Here is a 20,073-nt window from a genome sequence, read left to right on the forward strand (position 1 = left end):
TTAGCAGCTGCTTTTACTTACTATTGGCATTTTATTCTCATTTTCTATCACTTTTGTAAAAATTTATTAATTTTTATTTCTATGTATATGATAGCAAAAAAAATACATTTCTCCTCCAAAAAAGACAAACCCGCATTCCAGGTTTGCCTTTTTACTTATTTCTTATTTAATCCTTTTTCATTTAAAAACTCTTTCATATGCATTCTTTTCTCTTTGGACATAAATGAGCTCATTGATTCCGTCCATGTTACGTTTTTTTGATTTGACGATCTTTCTTTGTAATACGCACTCATCGTTTCATCATATTCGTTTAATAATTCATCATATTTCTTTTCATCGTATCCATTTTCATGAAGAATGGCCGCTACCGGTAAACGTGGCTTAACTCCATGATCTTCATTTGGTACGCCCACTGTCATTCCGAATACCGGATATACTTTATCCGGTAAATGAAGCAATTCACTCACTTCTTTCGGGTTATTACGAATTCCGCCAATATAACAAATGCCGTATCCTAATGATTCAGCTGCAAGTGCTAAGTTTTGTGCAAATAATGAGGCATCTACTGTTGCTACAATAAAGTCCTCTACTCCCTCATGTTTAATTTCTGTTCCATGTTTCTCACATGCAGTTTCTAGACGTTTTAAATCCGCACAGCATACAAAGAATGCTGCGCAGTCTTTCACATGACGATTCCCGGATAATTCAGCTAGTTTAGCCTTTAGTTCCTGATCTGTTACATATATAAGAGAATACGCCTGTACAAAATGTGAGGAAGCTGCATGCTGCGCAGCTTGCACCAGTCTTTCTACTATCTCTTTTGAAATTGGTTCTTCTTTATATTTACGAACTGAAACGTGTTGCTCCATTTTATGTATCATCTCATTCATAAAAACCACTCCTTTTTTCTCTTCATAATAAAAAATTAACATATCTTTTTCATTATTCACAACTTATAAGCAAAAAAAGAGCACTCCTTTGTGAGTTGCTCTTTTTTAAATACATATTAATATGGTAAATGAAATTATATCGACTTTACACACATAACGACAATGTTAAGCTGCTTTCAATACTTTAATACCTTTAACAATATTCCAAATGAAGTAGTAAATTCCTACAAGAATAAACACTGCATACGTTATAACCATCCCAATTCCAACGCTCTCAGACTGATTGAAACTTAAACCGTATACTCCTGATAAAGCTAACCCTCCAAATAAAATTGCATATGGGAAAACATGTGACCAAAATGCTTTTTTCGCATGATATTTCACTTCATCTTCCGCAACGAAGTACACGATAATTGGTAGTAAAAATGGTGCAAAAAAGATACTAAAGTAACAAAGCGAAGATAAAATATTATTTCCTTTCAACCGAATCACCTCTAAAGTTTTTGTTACCTTCATTATGTCAGGAAACCTTTCCAGAAACTATCGCTTTACCTTTCATGAACATGACATTTTTGTAAGATTTTCCTCGAAATAAATCCCGCCTCAAATTTCGGGCGGGATTACTTTGACTATATTCGATTCATAAACCAATATTGCGTAATCGCTAAATATTCTCGTACATTCGATGGAATGATAATTGGCTTCGGTGTTTTGGCCGGAAGCCCTTCTAATTGCAAACCTTGTTTTGCAGCTATTTTTTTCGCTCTAAACATATGGAAATCGTTTGTTACGATCATACCTTTTTTCATATTGGCTGGAATTAACGGTTTTGAGAATTTAATATTTTCATCTGTGCTCGTCGACTTATCTTCCATTATAATGCGGTCTTCTGCAATATTTTGTTTCATTAATCCTTGTTTCATCGCTAATGCTTCTGTAATATCTTCACCTTTTCCTTGGCCTCCAGATACAATAGCAATTGTTTTATCATGTAATTTTAAATACTCAGCTGCTTTATCAATACGATATTGCAATGAATACGAAGGTTTTGTTCCATTTACTTTCGATCCTAGTACAATTATATAATCCGCATCATCAATTGCATTCATATGCCCATGCTTATAAATGTTATATTGTAAAAACCCCGCATATACGGCGCAAATCATTATAACAACTAAAATATACTTGATTATTTTCTTCTTTCTCATATCCATATACCCCTATTCCCTTTACTTCCTTCATCATAATATCCATTTATTCGTTTGTATACAGACAAATTCCAATTAAGCCTAATTTATCCTCCAAAAGGTAATATTTCTATTAATTTCGGGAATAGTAAGTACAACTTCGCACGAAGGAGTGTCCCTATTGCTTCTCTTTTTATGTAACGTATCATTCTTTTTCATCTTATTTTTACTATCACTTAAGCTACTTGGTAAATCTGCATTAGCACAACTAACTCCTCATGATTTTGGGGCTATTATCTTTTTATCTTATTTAGCTTTTCAAGCCATACCAGTCGCTGGTGCTTTACAAGCATTTCTCGGTATGGTCGTTATTACATGTTTGCATTTGCTTCTTACAAAATTAAGCCTACTCAACAAACTAAATCGTTTTATTCTCGGACACCCCATTATTTTAATTAAACATGGTGATATTATTTTTGAGAACTTACAAAAAAGTAGATATCCGATCCCTGAATTGCTTTCTAACCTTCGCGTCGCAGGATATCCAAGTGTTCATGAAATTGAGTATGCGATATTAGAAGCGAATGGAGCTATTAGTATTTTACCAAAAAGAGAACTTGTGCCTCTGACTCCAAAAGATTTGAATATAAATGTTAAGTATGCAGGCTTACCAATTGCTCTTATCGTTGATTCACAAATTCAATACGATAATTTAAAATTAATCCATAAAAATGAAAAGTGGTTACATGCAGAGTTAATGGAGAAAGGCGTTACAAATATTAAAAATGTGGCTTTCGCTTCTGTGCAGGAGACAGATGGATCTTTTGCAATTAGTTTAAAAGAATGAAAAAAAATCCCCTTACTTGTTCAAGGGGATTTTCTTCACTATATTACTTTTTTCTCTCTCGCCATGTTTAACGGAACAGGATGTTTCATACGATTCATCGTAAATACGATAATTGCTGTCAATACTTCCGCTACTGGCATAACGAGCCAAATTCCGTTTATACCAAATACTTTTGGCATAATCCATAACAATGGGATAACAAATAGTAAACCTCGGCTCATTATTATAAGTACTGATTTTTTCGTTTGTCGCACTGATTGGAAATACTCTCCATACACAATGTTATAGCCTAAAAATACATATTGAATAAAGAATAAACTAATACCTGTTAACGTTAACTCCAATAGTTCTGGCGATTGAACATTAAATAAACCTATAATATATTTCCCGAAGAATAAACCGACAACAATCGCAATGCCTCCGAGTACAAGCGCAATTTTCACAGCAAACTGTAATCCTTCACGCAATCTTTCTGATAAGTTTGCACCGTAATGGAAACTAGCAATTGGTTGTAATGCTGCACCAACACCGAAGAATAATAGTAATGTCATTGCATGAATACTATTCACCATCGCATAAGAAGCTACACCTAGTTCTCCTGCATATTGAACGAATGCAATGTTAAAACCGATCGTTACGATTGCAACTGTACTTTCTGCTGTAAAGCTTGGGAAACCGATCACCATAATTTGTTTAACCGTATCCCATTCAAAATGGAATTTCGTCCATTTTAAAATACTACTTTTTCTAAAGAAGTGAGTTAATAATACAAGGAAACCAATTGCCGCTGAAAGAATAGTAGCTGAAGCAGCACCAGTTACACCCCATCCAAAGATGAAAATAAAAATATAGTCGAACACTATATTTAATACAGCCGTTACAACAAGACCTGCCATTGCTAAATTAGGATTTCCGTCATTTCGTATAAATGTACTTAAAATATTTTCTAAAACGTATATCATTCCAAATGTTAATAACACCTGTAAATAGTCTAATGCGTATGGTAAAATCACTTCATTCGCACCAAATAAATATGCTAAATCTTCTATTCTCCATAAGCAAATAGCCGCTAAAACGCCAACGATAACAACTGCTACTGTCATAGATTGAGTAAAGATAGACCTTGCTCTTTCCAGTTTATTTTCACCTAGTGCAATGGAATATAGCGTTGCTCCGCCCATTCCAATCCATAATGAAATAGAGAAGAAAATTGAAAATGCTGGAATAGCTACGTTTACTCCGGCTAAACCGTTCGCTCCAACTCCTCTACTAATCATGACTGCATCAATCACAATATTAACCGACATTAATACCATCCCAAGAACAGCTGGTATTAAATACGTAATAAATAAACTTTTAATTGGTTTTTCTCTTAATTTTTCTGTTGTTTCCATCATATAAATGCTCCTTTTTCAATGCTCTGTTCACAGTTTAAACCTTCAAGTTACTTGAAGGTCAATAGAGAATCGAAAAATATATAAGCCTATTTTTTAACAACAGGTATTTGAATTTCCGTTACTTGCTCCTTCGGATTTTCTGTTACGGACCAATCAATTAATGCAAGTTCCAGTGCATCTCCGCACACTTCATATCCTACGTTATCAATGTGCTTTAATAATTCCGTATACGTTGCGTCTGTTTCTTCATATGGTCCATGGTGATAAGAACAGGCAAATATCCCTTCTTTTATTTCATCTGAAGTATGCGCTTCAAAAGGCATGTAATCCAATAAAATAAACACACTGTTATATGCTTGAAACTCATTTTGCATTAATGCTTTTTTTGAAACTGTTACACCGATATCACCTGAAAATAAACTATTATCAATTTGCTTCATATTTTTTTGCAACGAATGGATATAATATTCAAACATATCATCCGTTGTATTTGGTGCAACTGCAATTGCTGTAATTCTTCGTTTCGGTATCTTTTTATAAATAATTTGATTTGCTTCAGATTTCGTCGCTTTCTTCATTAAATGGATTTTATGTTCCATTTTTGCCAAAGCATACTCGATTTCTCTTTGTTTTTTCAGCATCATTTCTTGTTGTTTTTCAAGTAAATTCAGTGCATAAGATGGATTTCGTTCATCAATATATTTCTTTATTTCCTTTAACGGGATGTTCAATTGGCGTAAAAATTTAATCGTATCTAATAGTGAAAACTGATCAATTGTGTAATAACGATAATTGGTTTGAGGGTCAACAATTGACGGATGAAAAATCCCTTTTTCATCATAATAACGTAATGTAGATTCCGCTATATTATGCATTTTCGCCATTTCTCCAATTGTAAAACGTTGATTTAATAACATTTTTCTTTCTCCATTCATTATATGTAAACTTTATTACTTCCTATTATATATCTATATCCCCCGTTTCTAAAACGAATCCTCTCATGAAAATCTGCTATTTTTTCATTGATTTTTAATAAATTTTATTATATATTAATTACAGGTTCAAATTACAAGTTCAAAAGAACTCGTAATCAGACCCTTTGTTTAATGGATCTTTACATATTATCATTAGGCAAATTCCGAGAAATCGTATGATAAAAATAAAAAATGATGAGGAGAGGATCAAATGGAATTCGAATTTTTCTTTCAGATTGCACTTATTTTATTAAGTACAAAGCTCGCTGGTGACCTTAGTGTTAGATTAGGTCAACCTTCTGTACTCGGTAAATTAATTGTTGGTATCGTTATCGGTCCAGCTATATTCGGATGGATTGAAAATTCAGAGCTTCTAACACAATTAAGTAATGTCGGAGTTATTCTTTTAATGTTTATGGCAGGACTTGAAACAGACTTAGAAGAATTAAACGCAAATCGTAATTCTTCTTTAGCTGTTGCACTTGGAGGTATCGTTCTTCCATTCGTAGGTGGTTACGTTGCCGGTCTTGTTGTCGGTATGGAACAAGGGAATGCTGTCTTTTTAGGATTACTTCTATGTGCAACAAGTGTTAGTATTTCCGTTCAAACACTTCGTGATTTAGGTAAAATGAAAACACGTGAAAGTACGACGATGCTTGGAGCCGCTGTATTTGATGACATTCTTGTTGTTATTTTATTAGCATTTGCAATGAGCTTCTTAGGCACAGATGACGTTAACTTAACAATGATTATCTTGAAGAAAGTAGTATTCTTTGCTTCTATCATTTTAATTGGTTGGAAAGGTGTTCCAGCAATCATGCGTTGGTTATCACCGCTTCGCGTATCTGAGTCTATCGTTAGTGCTGCGCTTATCATCTGTTTCTCATTCGCATACTTCGGCGAACTATTAGGAATTGCTGGTATTATCGGTGCTTTCGCAGCTGGTATCGCTATTTCTCAAACGAACTACAAACATGAAGTAGAAAAGAAAGTAGAACCAATTGCTTACGCTATGTTCGTTCCAGTATTCTTTGTTAGTATCGGTATGAATATTACATTTGACGGTATTGGCGATCAAATTTGGTTCATCTTAGCATTAACAGTTATCGCTGTATTCACAAAACTAATTGGTTGTGGATTCGGTGCACGAATGACTGGATTTGATGCAAAGTCTTCTGCAATTATCGGTGCTGGTATGGTTTCTCGTGGTGAAGTTGCACTTATCATCGCAGGAACAGGACTTTCTTCTGGCCTATTAGCACAAGATTACTTTACAGCTATCGTTATTGTCGTTATTTTAACTACAATGATTACACCACCAATGTTAAAATACACTTTTGGTGCAAAAGATAAAGCAATGAAAGCAAGTAAATAAGTTTACTATAATAAAAGGAGATTGCTATCTTAAAAGATAGCAATCTCCTTTTTCATTTTCTCTTTAAACAATTCCATTCGTTTTTAACCATTTTTCAAAAATGGAGCTTGCTTCTTCATCATCGATATCATCACGAAATGAATAGACTTTAATGCCGTAATCATCTATATATTCACCTAGCTTCATTTTACTTACTTTCTCATAAAGACTCCCTGCTTCATATTCTGGAATATATGCATCCCAAACTGCATCATTTATTCTTTTGTACGCTGTCGCTTCTAAATCATATCCGTCTTCATAATAACCAATGTGATAATGTTTGTTAGGATCATATTTCTCCATTAAAAGCTCCTCCTTGTAAACAAAAGCGAGCCTTATATTACAGCTCGCTCCTCTCGTTCTATTTATTAAATACGTTCCATCGCTGTCTTCAACGTTCCGACAATAAAAGCAATTTCTTCACCTGAAATAACAAGCGGCGGTGCTAATGTTAAAACGTTATTATAACCTGCTGTTGTCATACCGTTACGCCCAATAATAAGCCCTTTTTCTTTACAAGCATTTACAACACTTGCAATTTTGTCGTTATCAATTGGTTCTTTCATCGCTTTATCATTTACTAGTTCGATTCCAACTAATAGCCCTTTCCCTCTAATATTACCAACAAGTGGATGTTCTCCGATTTCTTCTTTTAATTGATTTAATAAAAGCGAACCCATTTGTGCAGAGCGCTCAATTAAATTTTCATTTTCCATAATCTCTAAGTTTTTAAGCGCTAATGCACAAGCCGCTGGATTTCCACCAAATGTATTAATATGGCGGAAGAATTCATATTCTCCTGTTCCTTTAAATGCCTCATAAATTTCTTTTTTTACAGCTGTTGCTGATAATGGTAAATATGCGCTCGTAATACCTTTTGCCATCGTAACGATATCAGGCTTAACGTCATAGTTCATAAACCCAAATGCTTTTCCTGTACGCCCGAAACCACAAATAACTTCATCACTTATAAGTAGTGCTCCGTGTTTTTGACACGTTTCATGAACAGCTTTCATATAGTCTTGTGGCGGCATTAAAATACCTCCGCCTGTAATAATTGGCTCCATAATAAATGCTGCTATCGTTTCACTTAATTCCCATGTCATAACACGATCTACTTCTTTTACGCATTCTACATCATAAATATTTTGTGATTCCATTTCTGGCATGCGGTAACAATCTGGAGGCGTTACATGTAAAAAACCTGAAGAAAATGGCTCATATTGGTATCTACGTTGTGCTTGGCCAGTTGCCGCCATCGTTGCCATTGTGTTTCCGTGATAACCACGATAACGTGACATAAATTTGTAACGATGCGGTTCACCTTTTTGAGCATAATATTGTCTTGCTATTTTAAAAGCGGTTTCATTCGCTTCTGATCCACTATTAGAGAAGAAAATAACATACTCTCCACCAAGCCACTCGTTTAACTTTTCAGCGAGCTTAATTGCTGGTTCATGTGATTGTGACATCGGAAAATATGATAATGTTTGCAATTGCTTATAAGCTGCCTCTGCAAGCTCTTTTCTTCCATATCCGCTATTTACACACCAAAGACCACTCATACCATCTAAGTATCTTTTTCCTTGTATATCTTCAACCCAGCACCCTTCTGCTTTTGCCCCTACCATTGTACTACTTGGACTAAAGGGACGCATTCCGTGCCACACATATTGCTCATCTTTTGCTAATAATTCATCGGTTTGTTTTGTCTTCATCATTTCTTCCACCTTCCATAACAACTTATTTTTCACAAAGCTGCGCTGGTGCCATGATGAGTTAAATTTCTCCCTGCCTATTTTCATTCCACAAATACAAGACAAATCCTACCAAAATTAAAGTAATATTTATAAGAAAATGTCAAAAGAAAGAGGAGCTTTTCTTATATTTCGAAAAGCTCCTCTTTTTTTAATGCGAAGATGCATCACTAATACCATGACCAGTATTAGATTTCACAAGAATTTCATCAAATTTCGCTGCATCTTCTTTCTTACTAGAGAAAACAGTTCCTAAATATGCTGCAAGAAACCCGAGCGGGATCGAAATAATTCCAGGTGTCGTATATGGGAATATCGCTTCTCCAACAAAAATAGCTTTTCCAGCTACTGGGTTCCAAACATTTGGACTTAACGCTACAAGAACAATCGCTGATACAAGACCAACAATCATACCAGAAATTGCTCCTGTTGTATTAAAACGCTTCCAATAGATTGTAAATAATATAACCGGTAAATTTGCACTCGCTGCAACCGCAAATGCTAGTGATACTAAAAATGCTACGTTTAATGTCTGAGCAAATAAAGCAAGTATAATAGATACTATCGCTACTCCAATAGACGCATAACGAGCCATTGACACTTGCTCTTTTTCCGTTGATTTTCCTTTACGGATAATCTCATTATAAAAATCATGCGCGAATGCTGATGCTGCTGTTAACACAAGTCCTGCTACTACAGCTAAAATAGTTGCAAAAGCAATTGCTGATACGAAAGCAAATAAGAAATCTCCGCCTAATGCTTTTGCTAATAAAGGTGCTGCCATATTACCAGCAGGGTTTGCTTTAATAATCGCCTCATTTCCTACAAACGCTGCTGCCCCAAACCCTAAGAAAATTGTCATAATATAAAACGCGCCAATTAACCACGTCGCATATACAACAGATTGACGTGCAGTTTTTGCATCACGTACTGTAAAAAAGCGGACAAGAATATGTGGTAATCCCGCTGTACCAAGGACTAGTCCTAAATTTAAAGAAAGTGTATCAAGACCATCCTTATACTTTACTCCTGGATTTAAAAACGAATCTTTTAATGGAGTAGCTGTTTTCATGTGAGCGAACATTTCAGTCACACTGAAATTAAATTTGGAGAAAACGATAACAGAAATAATAAATGTCCCTGCCATAAGTAGTACAGCCTTTACAATTTGAACCCAGCTCGTAGCTGTCATTCCTCCAAAAATAACATACACAGTCATAAGTGTACCTACGATTAATACAGATGTTGTATATTCAATACCTAATAATAGTTTAATAAGTGCACCCGCACCAACTAATTGTGCAATCATATAAAAAATTGAAATCGTCATCGTATTAAGCGCTGCTATACCACGAACTTTTTTCGCATCAAAACGTGCCGCAATCATATCCGCTAACGTGTACTTCCCTAAATTTCTAAGCGGTTCTGCGACAAGATATAGAACAACTAAATAAGCAACTAAAAAGCCGATACTATAAAAGAACCCATCAAACCCAGTTAACGCTATCGCTCCGGCTATACCAAGAAATGACGCAGCAGACATGTAATCCCCAGCAATAGCCAGGCCATTTTGCCAGCCAGTTAATCCCCCTCCAGCCGTATAAAATTCACTCGCATTTTTCGTTTTTTTTGATGCAAAATAGGTTATGACGAGCGTACCAAGGACAATAATTAAAAATAGTGCAAACGCGGTAGTATTCAAATTCAGCCCCTCCCTTTTTGCATATCTTGCAGAATTTTTTGCGAAATTTCATCAAAGGATTCGGCTTTCTTACTGTAAATCATACATAATGACCATGTCATAATAAATTGAGCAAAAGCAAATACCCATGCCCATGTCACATCACCAAACGCCGGTGTATTAAGCACCTTTGAATACGATGTTAAAATAGGTAGTGCTATAAAAAAACTTAAAAAGAAAATACTCATCGGAATGATAAACTTCTTTTTCGTATTTAATAACAATTGAAACTCTTCAGACTGAACAACTTCTGTATAGTTCACCTCATTTTGTAACTTACGTGCTGACGTATCATCTCGTTTCATTCTCTGGTCCCCTCTCTTAACTTAAAATACAATTCCTCCTTGCATACCTAAAGACTAAATTTTATAAATATTCAGAAACTTATTTCCATTTTAGACAATCCATACATTCCTGCAAAGATTTTTCGATAGACATTTTTCGTCATTTTCTCCTAAATTTTCAATATACTTTTTTAACATAAAATTTGATTGATTCGATTAAACTTTTATTCCCATTAAAATAGAAGAAAGAAGTAGTGCTTATCGCACTACTTCTTTCTTTGTCTCCTTTTCTAAATTACGAGCTGTTTCACTTAATTCAACGTCTTTTCCATCTTTAAGTGTTCTAAATATAAAATCGAATACTGGATTTGAAACTCCGAACCAAAACTTTTCATTTTTATAATGGTGTAATATGTGCTGTTTTTTTAGCCATCTTCCAAACTTAGTGAAGGGACGAATCGGTTTATGTGCAATATAATGTTTCCATTCATAAACGAGGAGCATGATAATCATTCCGATTCCGAATGAAAGTGTAACAGTAACACTTTTTGTAATACCATACGTTATAAGTAAATATATAGTAAAGCTAGGTATACTAAACCATACAGGCAAAAATAAAAGTTTTAAATCATCTGGATATACGTGATGATCATAATGTAATCTTCTTAACATTTTTAATAAAAATGCGTTTTTAGGCGGCTTTAAATGGAATAAAAAACGGTGTGTCATATATTCGTTAAACGTATAAAAAACAATCCCAAACATACACGCTAACATACCAATCCATGTAAAAAATTGCATTTTTAAAATAATAATAAAAATTAATAGAACACTATACATAATAACAATATCATGTTGTAAAAAAAACTCTTTCACCACTCTCTTCATCTTACTTCCCCCTTTTCCACAAAAACAGCCGCAACATATCGTTACGACCATTTTTTTCTATTTTATTCTTATTCTATTCACTTTACAAATTTGCCTGCTGTTCTATTGTCGAGAAAAAAGTGTTCGGACCAAATATATTTTGCTTTGGGATAATGTGTTCTACTGCAAACACTGTTACTTCTCCTCTTTGTACTTCTCCAATAATGAGACCAAATACTTCATGATTTACCGCAAACGTTGGTTGTTTCGTTTGCAGTAACCTTGCTGCATTTTTAAATACCGCTTCATATAGTGGATTCCTATCAGTAATTTCTTTTCGGATTTTTGGTGCTAAAGTGATGATAATTTCTTTTCCGTCAATAGTGGTTCGATACATAAAAATCTCCCCTTCAATCTTATATGAACAACTGTAAAGCTTTGTATGCAAAATGGATAGAATATCCTACTAAAATAATACCTGCTCCGGCTGTAATATAACCAAGTGCTTTTTTCTTTAATAAAGTTCTTCCAAAATGTACAGAAAAAGCAATATTTAAATTCCACAAAATAATACCAACAATAATACAAAGGCTGTACAAAAAAGCTTCTTGTTTCGTTACCTTTGTAAGCAACGAGCTAAGTGTACTTCCATATATACCAAACCAAAAAACGAGATTTAATGGATTGGATATCGCAATTAGAAATCCTGCCATAAAAGATTGTTTAAGTCCACCTATCTCTTCTTGTTTATATTCCATATTAGAGTGAGAAATTCCTTGTTTTACACTTTGAAACCCTAAATAAAACAATAAGAAAAAACCAGCGCAATACATAAAAGCTTGTACATATGTATACATAAACACAGAAGATAAACCAAAATAAATAAGCAGCATAAACAAAATATCAGCAGTCATTCCTCCGATTCCAACAATCCACGCATGCCAAAATCCACGTTCAATTCCTCGTTTTAACATTTCAATATTAATCGGACCTACAGGTGCAGCTAATGAAATACCTAATACTATTTGTTGTATAATTGCTCCAAACATCACTCTATCCTTTCTACTTCTTTTACTATTAAGTAATGATGCAAATAAAGAAAATAGACTAGCTTTCATAAAAATTATTCACTAATACAATACCCTTTTTTATCCAAAATATGCAAAAGAGCCATCCAGTTGATGGCTCTTATTTCTCTACTCTATGATGAAAAGGACATTTACCTTTAATCGGCTCAATATCATCCCCTATGAAATATTGTTTCCATTCACGATGATTAGGATCGCCGTAGTGACTAATGTTAGGGTGCTTCGGCAACTGATCCCACTTTTCAACTCGTTCACGGACCATTTGTCTTGAATACGACCCTTTAGGACGATCTCCTTCTAATCCATCGAAAATAGTTCGTGGCTGGAATCCAATAACGAGAGAATTTCCTAAATGCCTAGTCTTTCGCTGTTTATAAGCTGGCGCATTCCCAAATGCAAATATTGGTTCACCACCAAATGAAAATTCCCATAAATGATGGTCTGGATTTTTCGGGATTTGCTTTGGCCATAATTGATTATCTTGTTCATGCAAATATTGTAGTACTTTCCAAAAATAATCTCGATAATATTCGATTGATTTTTCTTCACATTCCGGTTCCACAAAAAGAAAAAATCCTCTTCTTACAATCGGCCGCTCTTTCATTAGCTCCAAAAAAGTTAACATTGTATTGGGCAAATGACTCCAATCATTATGAGAGAGAAATGAATAACGAAGTTCATTCTTCTTCAAAGCTGTTAAACCGAAATAACACGGGAAGGTTGGTTCTAACACGACACTCGAAAAATCATGAAATTCTTTTGCAACCCAATTCGGTATGTCGACTCTATTTTTCATCCCTTCATTATCTAATAAATAAGACTCATCCATTCTTTCACCTCATTATGTACAGCATTCACTTAAGAATATTACATACTCGGCTTGTCCTATACCTTTTTAAAAATCCGAGAAAAATTAATTAAAAATACAAAATTTTAAAAACGCTTACTTGACTAAATTCTACCAATTCATGTATATTTAAATTAATCATTTAGCAGAATATTCGATAATATAGCATTTTTTATTTTTATTATTTTTCAATGAATTTCACTAAATGAAAAAAGGAATCGTTTTTAGGAGGAATTGTGACATGCAAGGAAAAGTAAAATGGTTTAACAATGAAAAAGGTTTTGGATTTATCGAAATGGAAGGCTCTGAAGATGTATTCGTACATTTCTCTGCTATTCAAAGCGACGGCTACAAAGCTTTAGAGGAAGGTCAAGAAGTATCTTTCGACATTACTGAAGGAAACCGTGGACCTCAAGCTGCTAACGTAGCAAAACTTTAATCCCACATATGACAGGAGGTTACCTTACTTGGTAACCTCCTTTGTTATTCCTTTGTATATTTCCGTTTTCCAGAGCAAAAACTATGTGAAATGCGCAAAATACAAAGGAGGCAATAACAATGGGGTCACATGTAAATGATTTTGAAGAGGTAAAATTCCGTGTAGAAACTGCACAAAAAATGGTAGGTTCTGCAACAATTTCAATGGATCCAGACACATTAGAGCATGCCACTACTGCAGTAGAATCGGCTCGTTCTCAGCTTGAAATCATGAAATCCGTTGCAACGGATTTAGATGAGCCATTTCTAATGAATGAAGAAAAAAAATTAAGTAAATGCGAGCATCAATTACATGAAGCGAAGCACTAAAAAACATCCAGAGAAAATTCTCTGGATGTTTTTTTATGACAATTGCTCCCCATACTTTTTCAACTTCTCTCCAACCGTACATTGCCGTATACAAAAAGAATGGGCATAGTATTTACTATGATTTTTCCGATTATGTTCCTGCAGGAAACACCCTCCGCAATACGTTTCTAATAAGTCATTTACCTCTGTAATGAGTTGCTTCTTCTTCACGTGTGCACCTCTCTATTCGGTTATTTCTTTATGACTATCAATTGTCGTCCCTTCTAATGCTTGCGCTGCTAATTGATGTGCCTCTTTATTTTGTTTTCTAGATATCGGTTCACAAATAAGCTTTAATTTCATTTGCTTCGCTTTTTGTTCAATTTGATCTAAGTAATGATTTAAATGTTCATCATAGCAAGGCCATTCACCAGCTAATTGCTGCAGTACAACTTGAGAATCTCCACGAAGTGTAACTGCTTCATATTTAATTCCTAATTCCCCGAGTGTATTCATCCCGTATAATAATGCTGCATACTCCGCTTCGTTATTATCATATATGCCTTCTATGTATGCATTGCGACGAATTCGATAATTTGTATTTCCTTTTTTATAGTATACACATATACCAACCCCAGCTTCTTTCGTCTGTACATCATAACCACCATCAAAATAAACTTGAATTTCTTGCGGATCTTCCTCCACTTGCTTACTCAGTTTTTTCATTTCTTTTAATGACCATTCCGCGTCCATTTCATCGAAAAATAAAAGTTCTTTCACCCTACCTGTTTTCTCAAAATCCTCCGCAAATTGAAGTACTTCTTCTATGTTCATATAATCTGTTGTTAATTCAGCCTGTAAACCACGCTTCGTTTTATACAACCAATGTATTTTATATTTCATACTAGATTCCCCTTTTATAAGACTTCTTATATTTATCCCCCATGAACGGTCAGTAAGACTCCCACCTTAAAATTTAACGAAAGCAAAGAAGTTAGGCGGAAGATCAACTGTCCGTAAATGCCCGATTGGTGCGGGCTAATAATCAGTGGGGTCCCCCCACTGATTAAAGTTTCACTTTATTTTATTATATTTTATCAAAAGTCACAGTATTATATACAATTTAATCACATACAAAAAGAGCCATCCTAAGTAAGGACAGCTCTTTCATCTATTGCATAAATCTTTCAAATTGCACTCGCTTATTAATCCAGTACATTACAGGCATACCAATTGCCATTACAACAAATTCACCAACTGCACAAGTTAGCCATGTCAATAAAAATGGCAGATCAAACGCAAGATGAAGTTCAATTGCAATCATAAACATTGTGACTGTAAAAATAACTGTATTAAAAATCATACGAGCCCAAACACCTTTAATGAAGCGCATAGAAATAATAGTTGCAAGTAATGCAAGAATGGATTGCCCTACTCCAAATACTAAATCATAAGCGATCATAGGTGAGAAAAAGAGATTCGTTAAAAATACACCTAATACAATCCCGTAAATTGCTTTCTTATTGAATACAACAAGATGATTAAACATCTCTGAAATACGAAACTGTACACTGGTAAAGCCAAATGGCTGAATAAGCATAGAAACAGCAATATATAATGCCGCTAAAATACCATTACCGACTAATGTCCTTATATTCATGACAAAATCTCCTTAGTTTTTTTACGTGGGATGGTTTCGAACCACGTTATTCGTTTTTTAAGCAACAAGAATATATTCTACGCAATAGACACTCTCTCGTCAATAGATTCCTATCATTAACTACCTTTTTTCTTTTAGAAAACGTATAATAAAACATATGAAAGTTTTAGGAGGTTTCACTTCATGACAGCAACAATTCAAAATGAAAAAGTGATCGTTTCCATTTCTGACAAAGGTGCAGAATTACAAAGCGTTCGCTTAAAAGAAGATAACACTGAATACTTATGGCAAGGCGATTCTACTTATTGGGGGCGCCGCGCACCAATTTTATTCCCAATTGTCGGCCGATTAGTAGATAATACATACTACGTAGATGGTAAACCATATTCTTTAACACAACACGGCTTTGCTCGTGATCTTACATTCTCTGTAAAAGAACAAAGTGAAACGAATATTACTTATATTGTTACTAGTAATGAAGAAACATTAAAAAAATACCCATACGAATTCGAATTACTCGTTTCTTATGAGCTAGATGGACAAATCGTTCATGTAACATATGAAGTAAATAACCCTACTTCAAAAGAGATATTCTTCTCAATCGGAGCACATCCTGGTTTCAACTTCCCCTTATTAGAGGGCGAATCATTTACAGATTATCATTTATCATTTAATGGTTCTGAACGCTTAGAAACAAGCGTACTAGAAGGACCTTATCTTTCAAGTAAAAAGCAATTAATCGCTGAAAATACGAATGAATTACCACTTACATACGATTTATTCAAAAATGATGCACTTATTTTTGAAAATATGAATACGGATGAAATCTCTATTCGTTCTCATAAACATAATAAATTTGTAAAAGTAGAATTTGACGGATTCCCATTTGTCGGTGTATGGACACCAGGCGAGAACGCACCTTTCTTATGTATTGAACCTTGGTACGGGATTGCTGATGAAGTAAATCCGGCAAAAGATTTCAAGGAAAAAAAAGGAATTCAATCTTTACAAACGAATGAAACATTTACATGTCGTTATAGTATTACAATCGGCTAAGTTACTCTATCCCCTACTTCAAAGAAACATATAAGTAGGGGATCATCTTATAATTTGGAGGTTTCTCATTTTGATTGAAGTATATATTGATGGTGCATCAAAAGGAAATCCTGGTCCTTCTGGTGCAGGAGTGTTTATTAAAGGGGTGCAACCAGCTGTACAGTTATCATTGCCCCTTGGGACAATGTCCAATCATGAAGCAGAATACCACGCTTTACTTGCGGCATTAAAATATTGCACGGAGCATAATTATAACATTGTCTCTTTTCGTACCGATTCGCAGCTTGTCGAGCGAGCTGTCGAAAAAGAATACGCAAAAAATAAAATGTTTGCACCACTATTAGAGGAAGCATTGCAGTACATAAAAAGTTTCGATCTCTTTTTTATTAAGTGGATTCCAAGTAGTCAAAATAAAGTTGCTGATGAATTAGCTAGAAAAGCTATCTTACAAAATTAACGGGGGTATGAGTGTGAAAAAAGATTGGATTGCTCCTCTTGCTTTATTATTTGTCTCTTTTATTTGGGGAGCTACGTTTGTTGTCGTCCAAAATGCTATGTCTTTCGTTGATCCATTTACTTTTAATGGGATTCGCTTTTTATTCGCTGGAATTATTTTATTATTCGTTCAAATGATTTTCTCAAAAAAAGCTTCAAAACAAGATATAAAACAGAGTAGTCTCGCTGGATTGATTGTTGGATTCTTTTTATGTGTTGGCTATGTATTACAAACATTCGGCTTACTTTATACAACTTCTTCAAAAGCTGGTTTCTTAACAGGGCTTAGTATCGTTATGGTACCAATTTTGTCTTTTATCTTTTTAAAACAAAAAGCTACCATTTTCATCGTACTTGGCATTGCTGTAGCAACAGCAGGTTTATACTTATTAACGGCTGGTGATTCTTTTCAATTAAACATTGGAGATATACTCGTTCTCGGTTGTGCAGTTGCTTTTGCTGCCCATATTCTTGTTAACGGTTTCTTTTCTAAGAAAATATCACCTTTATTACTAAGCACCTCTCAAGTATTAGCTGTCGGTATATTTTCTTCTATTTGCGCTTTTTTGTTTGAAGATTGGGAAAAATTATTTTCAGTTTCACTATGGACGAATCAATCCTTTTTATTCGCTCTATTTCTAACTTCCCTATTTGCGACATCCATTGCTTTTTTCATTCAAACATCGGCACAAAAACATACTTCTCCAACAAGAGTAGCAATTATTTTCGCAATGGAGCCCGTTTTTGCTGCATTAACAGGCGTTCTAGTTGCAAATGAACAGCTTTCTATTTCTGCTATTATTGGATGTCTATGTATTTTCCTAGGTATGGTTTTTGTTGAATTACCTTCCAAAACAAAAAAAGAAGCGCAGGCTGCGTGAAGTTATGCTTGTAACTTCCGCATAAAAGCCTTAGCGCTTTTTTTATCTGTAATTTCTTCTTCTTTCAATCGTTCTAATAACGCAACAAAATAACTGCCATCAAACTGTAATTGATGTTTAATCGTCGCTTCTATTGCTACGTTCACAATCCCATCAGATGCACCAGTATATCCTTGTCCGAACATAATAAATCCTTGTGCTTCCTCTGATAATTTAAATCCTTTCGTATGTAAGAATGAAAGATAATCTTCTACTGTTTGCATGATATTCCCACCTACTCAAAAATTCTCCACTTCCTATCATACATGTTTTTATACTCTATGAGAATGAAATTTATTTGACAACTTTGTAAATCTATCGTCTACTTCTTAGAAAAAAAAGGAGTTCCTTACAATATAAAAGAATATGTAAAGTGGAATTTATTTTATATTAAAGGGGATATCGAATGAAACAAGCACTATTAATTATCGATGCTCAGCAAGAATTAATGGATGGAAATGAACAAGAAAATGAAGTTTTTCGTAAAACCGAGCTATTATCTACACTAAATACAGCCGTACAGAAAGCAATAGATGCAAATGCCCTTACTGTTTTCGTAAGAGATATCGATGTTGCTTCTGGTAGCGGAGAAGGATTTGAAGTACATAATCAAATTAAAGTACCTCAGTCTGCAATCCTTATTAATAAAGCAGCAACAAACTCATTCTATGGCACTTCTTTACTTGAACTTTTAAAAGAAGAAAAAATTAATCATATTGTTATAGGTGGATGTAAAACAGAACATTGCATTGACACCGCAGTTAGAACAGCTACTGTACAAGGATTTGACGTTACATTAATTAAAAATGGTCATTCCACAACTGATTCTGACGTATTGTCTGCAGAGCAAATTATTGGTCATCATAATAAAACTCTACACGGTCATTATAATGTTGATCATTTTTCTATGGTGAGAGATGTCGAGGAAGACCTCTTTCAGCCAACTCACGACCAATATCGTGATTAACGAAAAAGAATCCTTTTCACAAAAGGATTCTTTTTTATCCAAAAATTTGCGCTGCAATACTGTATAGTTCTCCATTTCTTTTCAAAAATTGATCACTATTTTTTATCATAATTGGTGGGGTATTAACCTTTTGAAAACCAGTAATCTCTAATTCTTTCATGAAACCTTTCTTTCCTTCTGGTACATCAATTCTTAATTTACCATGATGCTCTCTTGCTAAATAATGTACCATTCTCATTGCCATCGCATCATTTTTAGCAACGACCGGTCCTATTATTTTATTTTCTGGCGTTTGTATACTTAAACCGTAACCTAATACATTTTGTTGTGCATCCTTTGTAACAATACATTGTTCACTTTGAATAATTCGATACTTTAAAAACTCTTCTCTATTTGTTCCAAATGCATCTTTATCTATTTGTATTATTTCTTCTAAATCACGTTCTTCATAATTCACAATATACTCTTCATTTCCTACACAATGGTAGTTCGCATTGTACGAGTTACATATGTATTTAGAAACATAACTAACAGCCCTGAATCCTAGTTTTTCATATAAAATTTTTCCCTCATCCGTGGCAATAAGCATAATGGGGGTTTGAGTTAATACGCTTTTAACACATAAATCCGTTATTATCTTTCCAATCCCTCTTCCTTTATAATCTGGATGTACAATTACCATTCCAATTGAGGCTAATGTCTCCCCGTATAGTATAATTGCTGCGCTAGCAATAAGCTCTTCTCTCTCATTTACTACACCATATACTATACCCGTATTCAAAATCATCTCAATTTCCTCTCTGTTGTAATCCCAGCCAATATGAGAAGATAATGCTACAATATCCTCTATTTTCCCTTTCCTAAGACGCTCCACCCTAATCTCCACTTCAATCATT

General features: G+C 34.4%; 26 protein-coding genes and 1 riboswitch. Of the genes, 8 read left to right on the plus strand and 18 right to left on the minus strand.

The window, feature by feature from the left end:
* Positions 1-155 precede the first annotated feature (155 nt).
* The 3 genes from nfsA to MKX66_RS11575 form a co-directional block, all read right to left on the minus strand.
* Positions 156-890: an oxygen-insensitive NADPH nitroreductase gene (gene nfsA, locus MKX66_RS11565; protein ID WP_002141086.1), complete on the minus strand. Its 735-nt coding sequence runs from the start codon at positions 888-890 to the stop codon at positions 156-158.
* Positions 891-1,055: 165 nt separating this feature from the next.
* Entirely contained in the window at positions 1,056-1,373 is a 318-nt protein-coding gene (locus tag MKX66_RS11570) for a DUF4870 domain-containing protein (RefSeq protein WP_002011879.1), read from the minus strand.
* 146 nt (positions 1,374-1,519) lie between these two features.
* Positions 1,520-2,056: a YdcF family protein gene (locus tag MKX66_RS11575; protein WP_306475273.1), complete on the minus strand. Its 537-nt coding sequence runs from the start codon at positions 2,054-2,056 to the stop codon at positions 1,520-1,522.
* Between the two features lie 202 nt (positions 2,057-2,258).
* Between MKX66_RS11575 and MKX66_RS11580 the strand changes: the two genes are divergently transcribed.
* Positions 2,259-2,924, plus strand: a complete 666-nt coding sequence (locus MKX66_RS11580; RefSeq protein WP_002126540.1) for a DUF421 domain-containing protein — start codon at positions 2,259-2,261, stop codon at positions 2,922-2,924.
* A 38-nt stretch (positions 2,925-2,962) separates the two neighbouring features.
* Here the strand turns inward: MKX66_RS11580 and MKX66_RS11585 are convergent, their stop codons facing one another.
* Positions 2,963-4,318 carry an MATE family efflux transporter gene (locus MKX66_RS11585; protein ID WP_326996545.1) on the minus strand — a complete coding sequence of 452 codons (1,356 nt, stop codon included), beginning with the start codon at positions 4,316-4,318 and terminating at the stop codon, positions 2,963-2,965.
* Between the two features lie 89 nt (positions 4,319-4,407).
* Positions 4,408-5,238, minus strand: a complete 831-nt coding sequence (locus MKX66_RS11590; protein WP_326996397.1) for a MerR family transcriptional regulator — start codon at positions 5,236-5,238, stop codon at positions 4,408-4,410.
* 268 nt (positions 5,239-5,506) lie between these two features.
* Between MKX66_RS11590 and MKX66_RS11595 the strand changes: the two genes are divergently transcribed.
* Entirely contained in the window at positions 5,507-6,670 is a 1,164-nt protein-coding gene (locus MKX66_RS11595) for a cation:proton antiporter (protein ID WP_002030896.1), read from the plus strand.
* A gap of 63 nt (positions 6,671-6,733) precedes the next feature.
* On the opposite strand, the gene MKX66_RS11600 is transcribed toward MKX66_RS11595, so the two are convergent.
* The 8 genes from MKX66_RS11600 to MKX66_RS11635 form a co-directional block, all read right to left on the minus strand.
* Entirely contained in the window at positions 6,734-7,012 is a 279-nt protein-coding gene (locus tag MKX66_RS11600; protein WP_326996396.1) for a DUF3986 family protein, read from the minus strand.
* A gap of 65 nt (positions 7,013-7,077) precedes the next feature.
* A complete protein-coding gene (locus MKX66_RS11605; protein ID WP_326996395.1) occupies positions 7,078-8,427 on the minus strand; it encodes an aspartate aminotransferase family protein in 1,350 nt (449 codons plus the stop codon).
* A gap of 190 nt (positions 8,428-8,617) precedes the next feature.
* The gene (locus MKX66_RS11610) at positions 8,618-10,168 is read right to left on the minus strand and encodes a solute symporter family protein (RefSeq protein ID WP_002011892.1); all 1,551 of its coding nucleotides are present in this window, start codon (positions 10,166-10,168) and stop codon (positions 8,618-8,620) included.
* A gap of 2 nt (positions 10,169-10,170) precedes the next feature.
* Positions 10,171-10,512, minus strand: coding sequence for a DUF485 domain-containing protein (locus MKX66_RS11615; RefSeq protein WP_002141080.1), 342 nt, complete (start codon positions 10,510-10,512; stop codon positions 10,171-10,173).
* A 237-nt stretch (positions 10,513-10,749) separates the two neighbouring features.
* Entirely contained in the window at positions 10,750-11,379 is a 630-nt protein-coding gene (locus MKX66_RS11620) for a sterol desaturase family protein (RefSeq protein ID WP_002126527.1), read from the minus strand.
* 82 nt (positions 11,380-11,461) lie between these two features.
* Positions 11,462-11,755 (minus strand): hypothetical protein, encoded by a 294-nt coding sequence (locus MKX66_RS11625; protein ID WP_002011898.1) that lies wholly within the window; start codon positions 11,753-11,755, stop codon positions 11,462-11,464.
* Positions 11,756-11,774: 19 nt separating this feature from the next.
* On the minus strand, positions 11,775-12,407 hold the full coding sequence (locus MKX66_RS11630; protein WP_002030886.1) for a LysE family transporter: 633 nt from the start codon (positions 12,405-12,407) through the stop codon (positions 11,775-11,777).
* 139 nt (positions 12,408-12,546) lie between these two features.
* Positions 12,547-13,275, minus strand: a complete 729-nt coding sequence (locus MKX66_RS11635; RefSeq protein ID WP_002030884.1) for a YqcI/YcgG family protein — start codon at positions 13,273-13,275, stop codon at positions 12,547-12,549.
* A 259-nt stretch (positions 13,276-13,534) separates the two neighbouring features.
* On the opposite strand from MKX66_RS11635, the gene cspB reads away from it, so the two are divergent.
* Positions 13,535-13,732 (plus strand): cold shock-like protein CspB, encoded by a 198-nt coding sequence (gene cspB, locus MKX66_RS11640; RefSeq protein WP_002011904.1) that lies wholly within the window; start codon positions 13,535-13,537, stop codon positions 13,730-13,732.
* 119 nt (positions 13,733-13,851) lie between these two features.
* Positions 13,852-14,100: a DUF2564 family protein gene (locus MKX66_RS11645; RefSeq protein ID WP_002011905.1), complete on the plus strand. Its 249-nt coding sequence runs from the start codon at positions 13,852-13,854 to the stop codon at positions 14,098-14,100.
* A gap of 33 nt (positions 14,101-14,133) precedes the next feature.
* Here MKX66_RS11645 and MKX66_RS11650 read toward each other — a convergent pair whose 3' ends face one another.
* From MKX66_RS11650 to MKX66_RS11660, 3 genes are all read right to left on the minus strand, one after another.
* On the minus strand, positions 14,134-14,310 hold the full coding sequence (locus MKX66_RS11650) for a zinc-finger domain-containing protein (RefSeq protein WP_002011906.1): 177 nt from the start codon (positions 14,308-14,310) through the stop codon (positions 14,134-14,136).
* Positions 14,311-14,322: 12 nt separating this feature from the next.
* Positions 14,323-14,982, minus strand: a complete 660-nt coding sequence (locus tag MKX66_RS11655; protein WP_326996394.1) for a ribonuclease H family protein — start codon at positions 14,980-14,982, stop codon at positions 14,323-14,325.
* A 268-nt stretch (positions 14,983-15,250) separates the two neighbouring features.
* Positions 15,251-15,739, minus strand: a complete 489-nt coding sequence (locus MKX66_RS11660; RefSeq protein WP_002011909.1) for a QueT transporter family protein — start codon at positions 15,737-15,739, stop codon at positions 15,251-15,253.
* A gap of 6 nt (positions 15,740-15,745) precedes the next feature.
* Positions 15,746-15,790: riboswitch (PreQ1 riboswitch) on the minus strand.
* A gap of 132 nt (positions 15,791-15,922) precedes the next feature.
* Here MKX66_RS11660 and MKX66_RS11665 point away from each other — a divergent pair.
* From MKX66_RS11665 to MKX66_RS11675, 3 genes are all read left to right on the plus strand, one after another.
* Positions 15,923-16,795 (plus strand): aldose 1-epimerase family protein, encoded by an 873-nt coding sequence (locus MKX66_RS11665; RefSeq protein WP_326996393.1) that lies wholly within the window; start codon positions 15,923-15,925, stop codon positions 16,793-16,795.
* Positions 16,796-16,865: 70 nt separating this feature from the next.
* Positions 16,866-17,252, plus strand: a complete 387-nt coding sequence (locus MKX66_RS11670; protein ID WP_000573873.1) for a reverse transcriptase-like protein — start codon at positions 16,866-16,868, stop codon at positions 17,250-17,252.
* 13 nt (positions 17,253-17,265) lie between these two features.
* Entirely contained in the window at positions 17,266-18,171 is a 906-nt protein-coding gene (locus tag MKX66_RS11675) for a DMT family transporter (protein ID WP_326996392.1), read from the plus strand.
* Positions 18,172-18,173: 2 nt separating this feature from the next.
* Here the strand turns inward: MKX66_RS11675 and MKX66_RS11680 are convergent, their stop codons facing one another.
* Positions 18,174-18,434, minus strand: coding sequence for a DUF6123 family protein (locus MKX66_RS11680; protein ID WP_001195213.1), 261 nt, complete (start codon positions 18,432-18,434; stop codon positions 18,174-18,176).
* A gap of 182 nt (positions 18,435-18,616) precedes the next feature.
* Between MKX66_RS11680 and MKX66_RS11685 the strand changes: the two genes are divergently transcribed.
* Positions 18,617-19,177: a cysteine hydrolase family protein gene (locus MKX66_RS11685; protein WP_137076495.1), complete on the plus strand. Its 561-nt coding sequence runs from the start codon at positions 18,617-18,619 to the stop codon at positions 19,175-19,177.
* A 34-nt stretch (positions 19,178-19,211) separates the two neighbouring features.
* On the opposite strand, the gene MKX66_RS11690 is transcribed toward MKX66_RS11685, so the two are convergent.
* Positions 19,212-20,072, minus strand: a complete 861-nt coding sequence (locus tag MKX66_RS11690; RefSeq protein WP_002126512.1) for a GNAT family N-acetyltransferase — start codon at positions 20,070-20,072, stop codon at positions 19,212-19,214.
* Position 20,073: the final 1 nt, after the last annotated feature.

Source organism: Bacillus sp. FSL R9-9530, from assembly GCF_038008145.1.
Lineage (GTDB): Bacteria > Bacillota > Bacilli > Bacillales > Bacillaceae_G > Bacillus_A > Bacillus_A mycoides.

Excerpts from the sequence above, each read along its gene's own strand:
- nfsA (WP_002141086.1), bottom strand. The coding sequence starts at position 890 with ATGAATGAGATGATACATAAAATGGAGCAACACGTTTCAGTTCGTAAA.
- MKX66_RS11575 (WP_306475273.1), bottom strand. The coding sequence starts at position 2,056 with ATGATTTGCGCCGTATATGCGGGGTTTTTACAATATAACATTTATAAG.
- MKX66_RS11585 (WP_326996545.1), bottom strand. The coding sequence starts at position 4,318 with ATGGAAACAACAGAAAAATTAAGAGAAAAACCAATTAAAAGTTTATTT.
- MKX66_RS11590 (WP_326996397.1), bottom strand. The coding sequence starts at position 5,238 with ATGTTATTAAATCAACGTTTTACAATTGGAGAAATGGCGAAAATGCAT.
- MKX66_RS11595 (WP_002030896.1), top strand. The coding sequence starts at position 5,507 with ATGGAATTCGAATTTTTCTTTCAGATTGCACTTATTTTATTAAGTACA.
- MKX66_RS11600 (WP_326996396.1), bottom strand. The coding sequence starts at position 7,012 with ATGGAGAAATATGATCCTAACAAACATTATCACATTGGTTATTATGAA.
- MKX66_RS11605 (WP_326996395.1), bottom strand. The coding sequence starts at position 8,427 with ATGAAGACAAAACAAACCGATGAATTATTAGCAAAAGATGAGCAATAT.
- MKX66_RS11615 (WP_002141080.1), bottom strand. The coding sequence starts at position 10,512 with ATGAAACGAGATGATACGTCAGCACGTAAGTTACAAAATGAGGTGAAC.
- MKX66_RS11620 (WP_002126527.1), bottom strand. The coding sequence starts at position 11,379 with ATGAAGAGAGTGGTGAAAGAGTTTTTTTTACAACATGATATTGTTATT.
- MKX66_RS11625 (WP_002011898.1), bottom strand. The coding sequence starts at position 11,755 with ATGTATCGAACCACTATTGACGGAAAAGAAATTATCATCACTTTAGCA.
- MKX66_RS11630 (WP_002030886.1), bottom strand. The coding sequence starts at position 12,407 with ATGTTTGGAGCAATTATACAACAAATAGTATTAGGTATTTCATTAGCT.
- MKX66_RS11635 (WP_002030884.1), bottom strand. The coding sequence starts at position 13,275 with ATGGATGAGTCTTATTTATTAGATAATGAAGGGATGAAAAATAGAGTC.
- cspB (WP_002011904.1), top strand. The coding sequence starts at position 13,535 with ATGCAAGGAAAAGTAAAATGGTTTAACAATGAAAAAGGTTTTGGATTT.
- MKX66_RS11645 (WP_002011905.1), top strand. The coding sequence starts at position 13,852 with ATGGGGTCACATGTAAATGATTTTGAAGAGGTAAAATTCCGTGTAGAA.
- MKX66_RS11655 (WP_326996394.1), bottom strand. The coding sequence starts at position 14,982 with ATGAAATATAAAATACATTGGTTGTATAAAACGAAGCGTGGTTTACAG.
- MKX66_RS11660 (WP_002011909.1), bottom strand. The coding sequence starts at position 15,739 with ATGAATATAAGGACATTAGTCGGTAATGGTATTTTAGCGGCATTATAT.
- MKX66_RS11665 (WP_326996393.1), top strand. The coding sequence starts at position 15,923 with ATGACAGCAACAATTCAAAATGAAAAAGTGATCGTTTCCATTTCTGAC.
- MKX66_RS11680 (WP_001195213.1), bottom strand. The coding sequence starts at position 18,434 with ATGCAAACAGTAGAAGATTATCTTTCATTCTTACATACGAAAGGATTT.
- MKX66_RS11685 (WP_137076495.1), top strand. The coding sequence starts at position 18,617 with ATGAAACAAGCACTATTAATTATCGATGCTCAGCAAGAATTAATGGAT.
- MKX66_RS11690 (WP_002126512.1), bottom strand. The coding sequence starts at position 20,072 with ATGATTGAAGTGGAGATTAGGGTGGAGCGTCTTAGGAAAGGGAAAATA.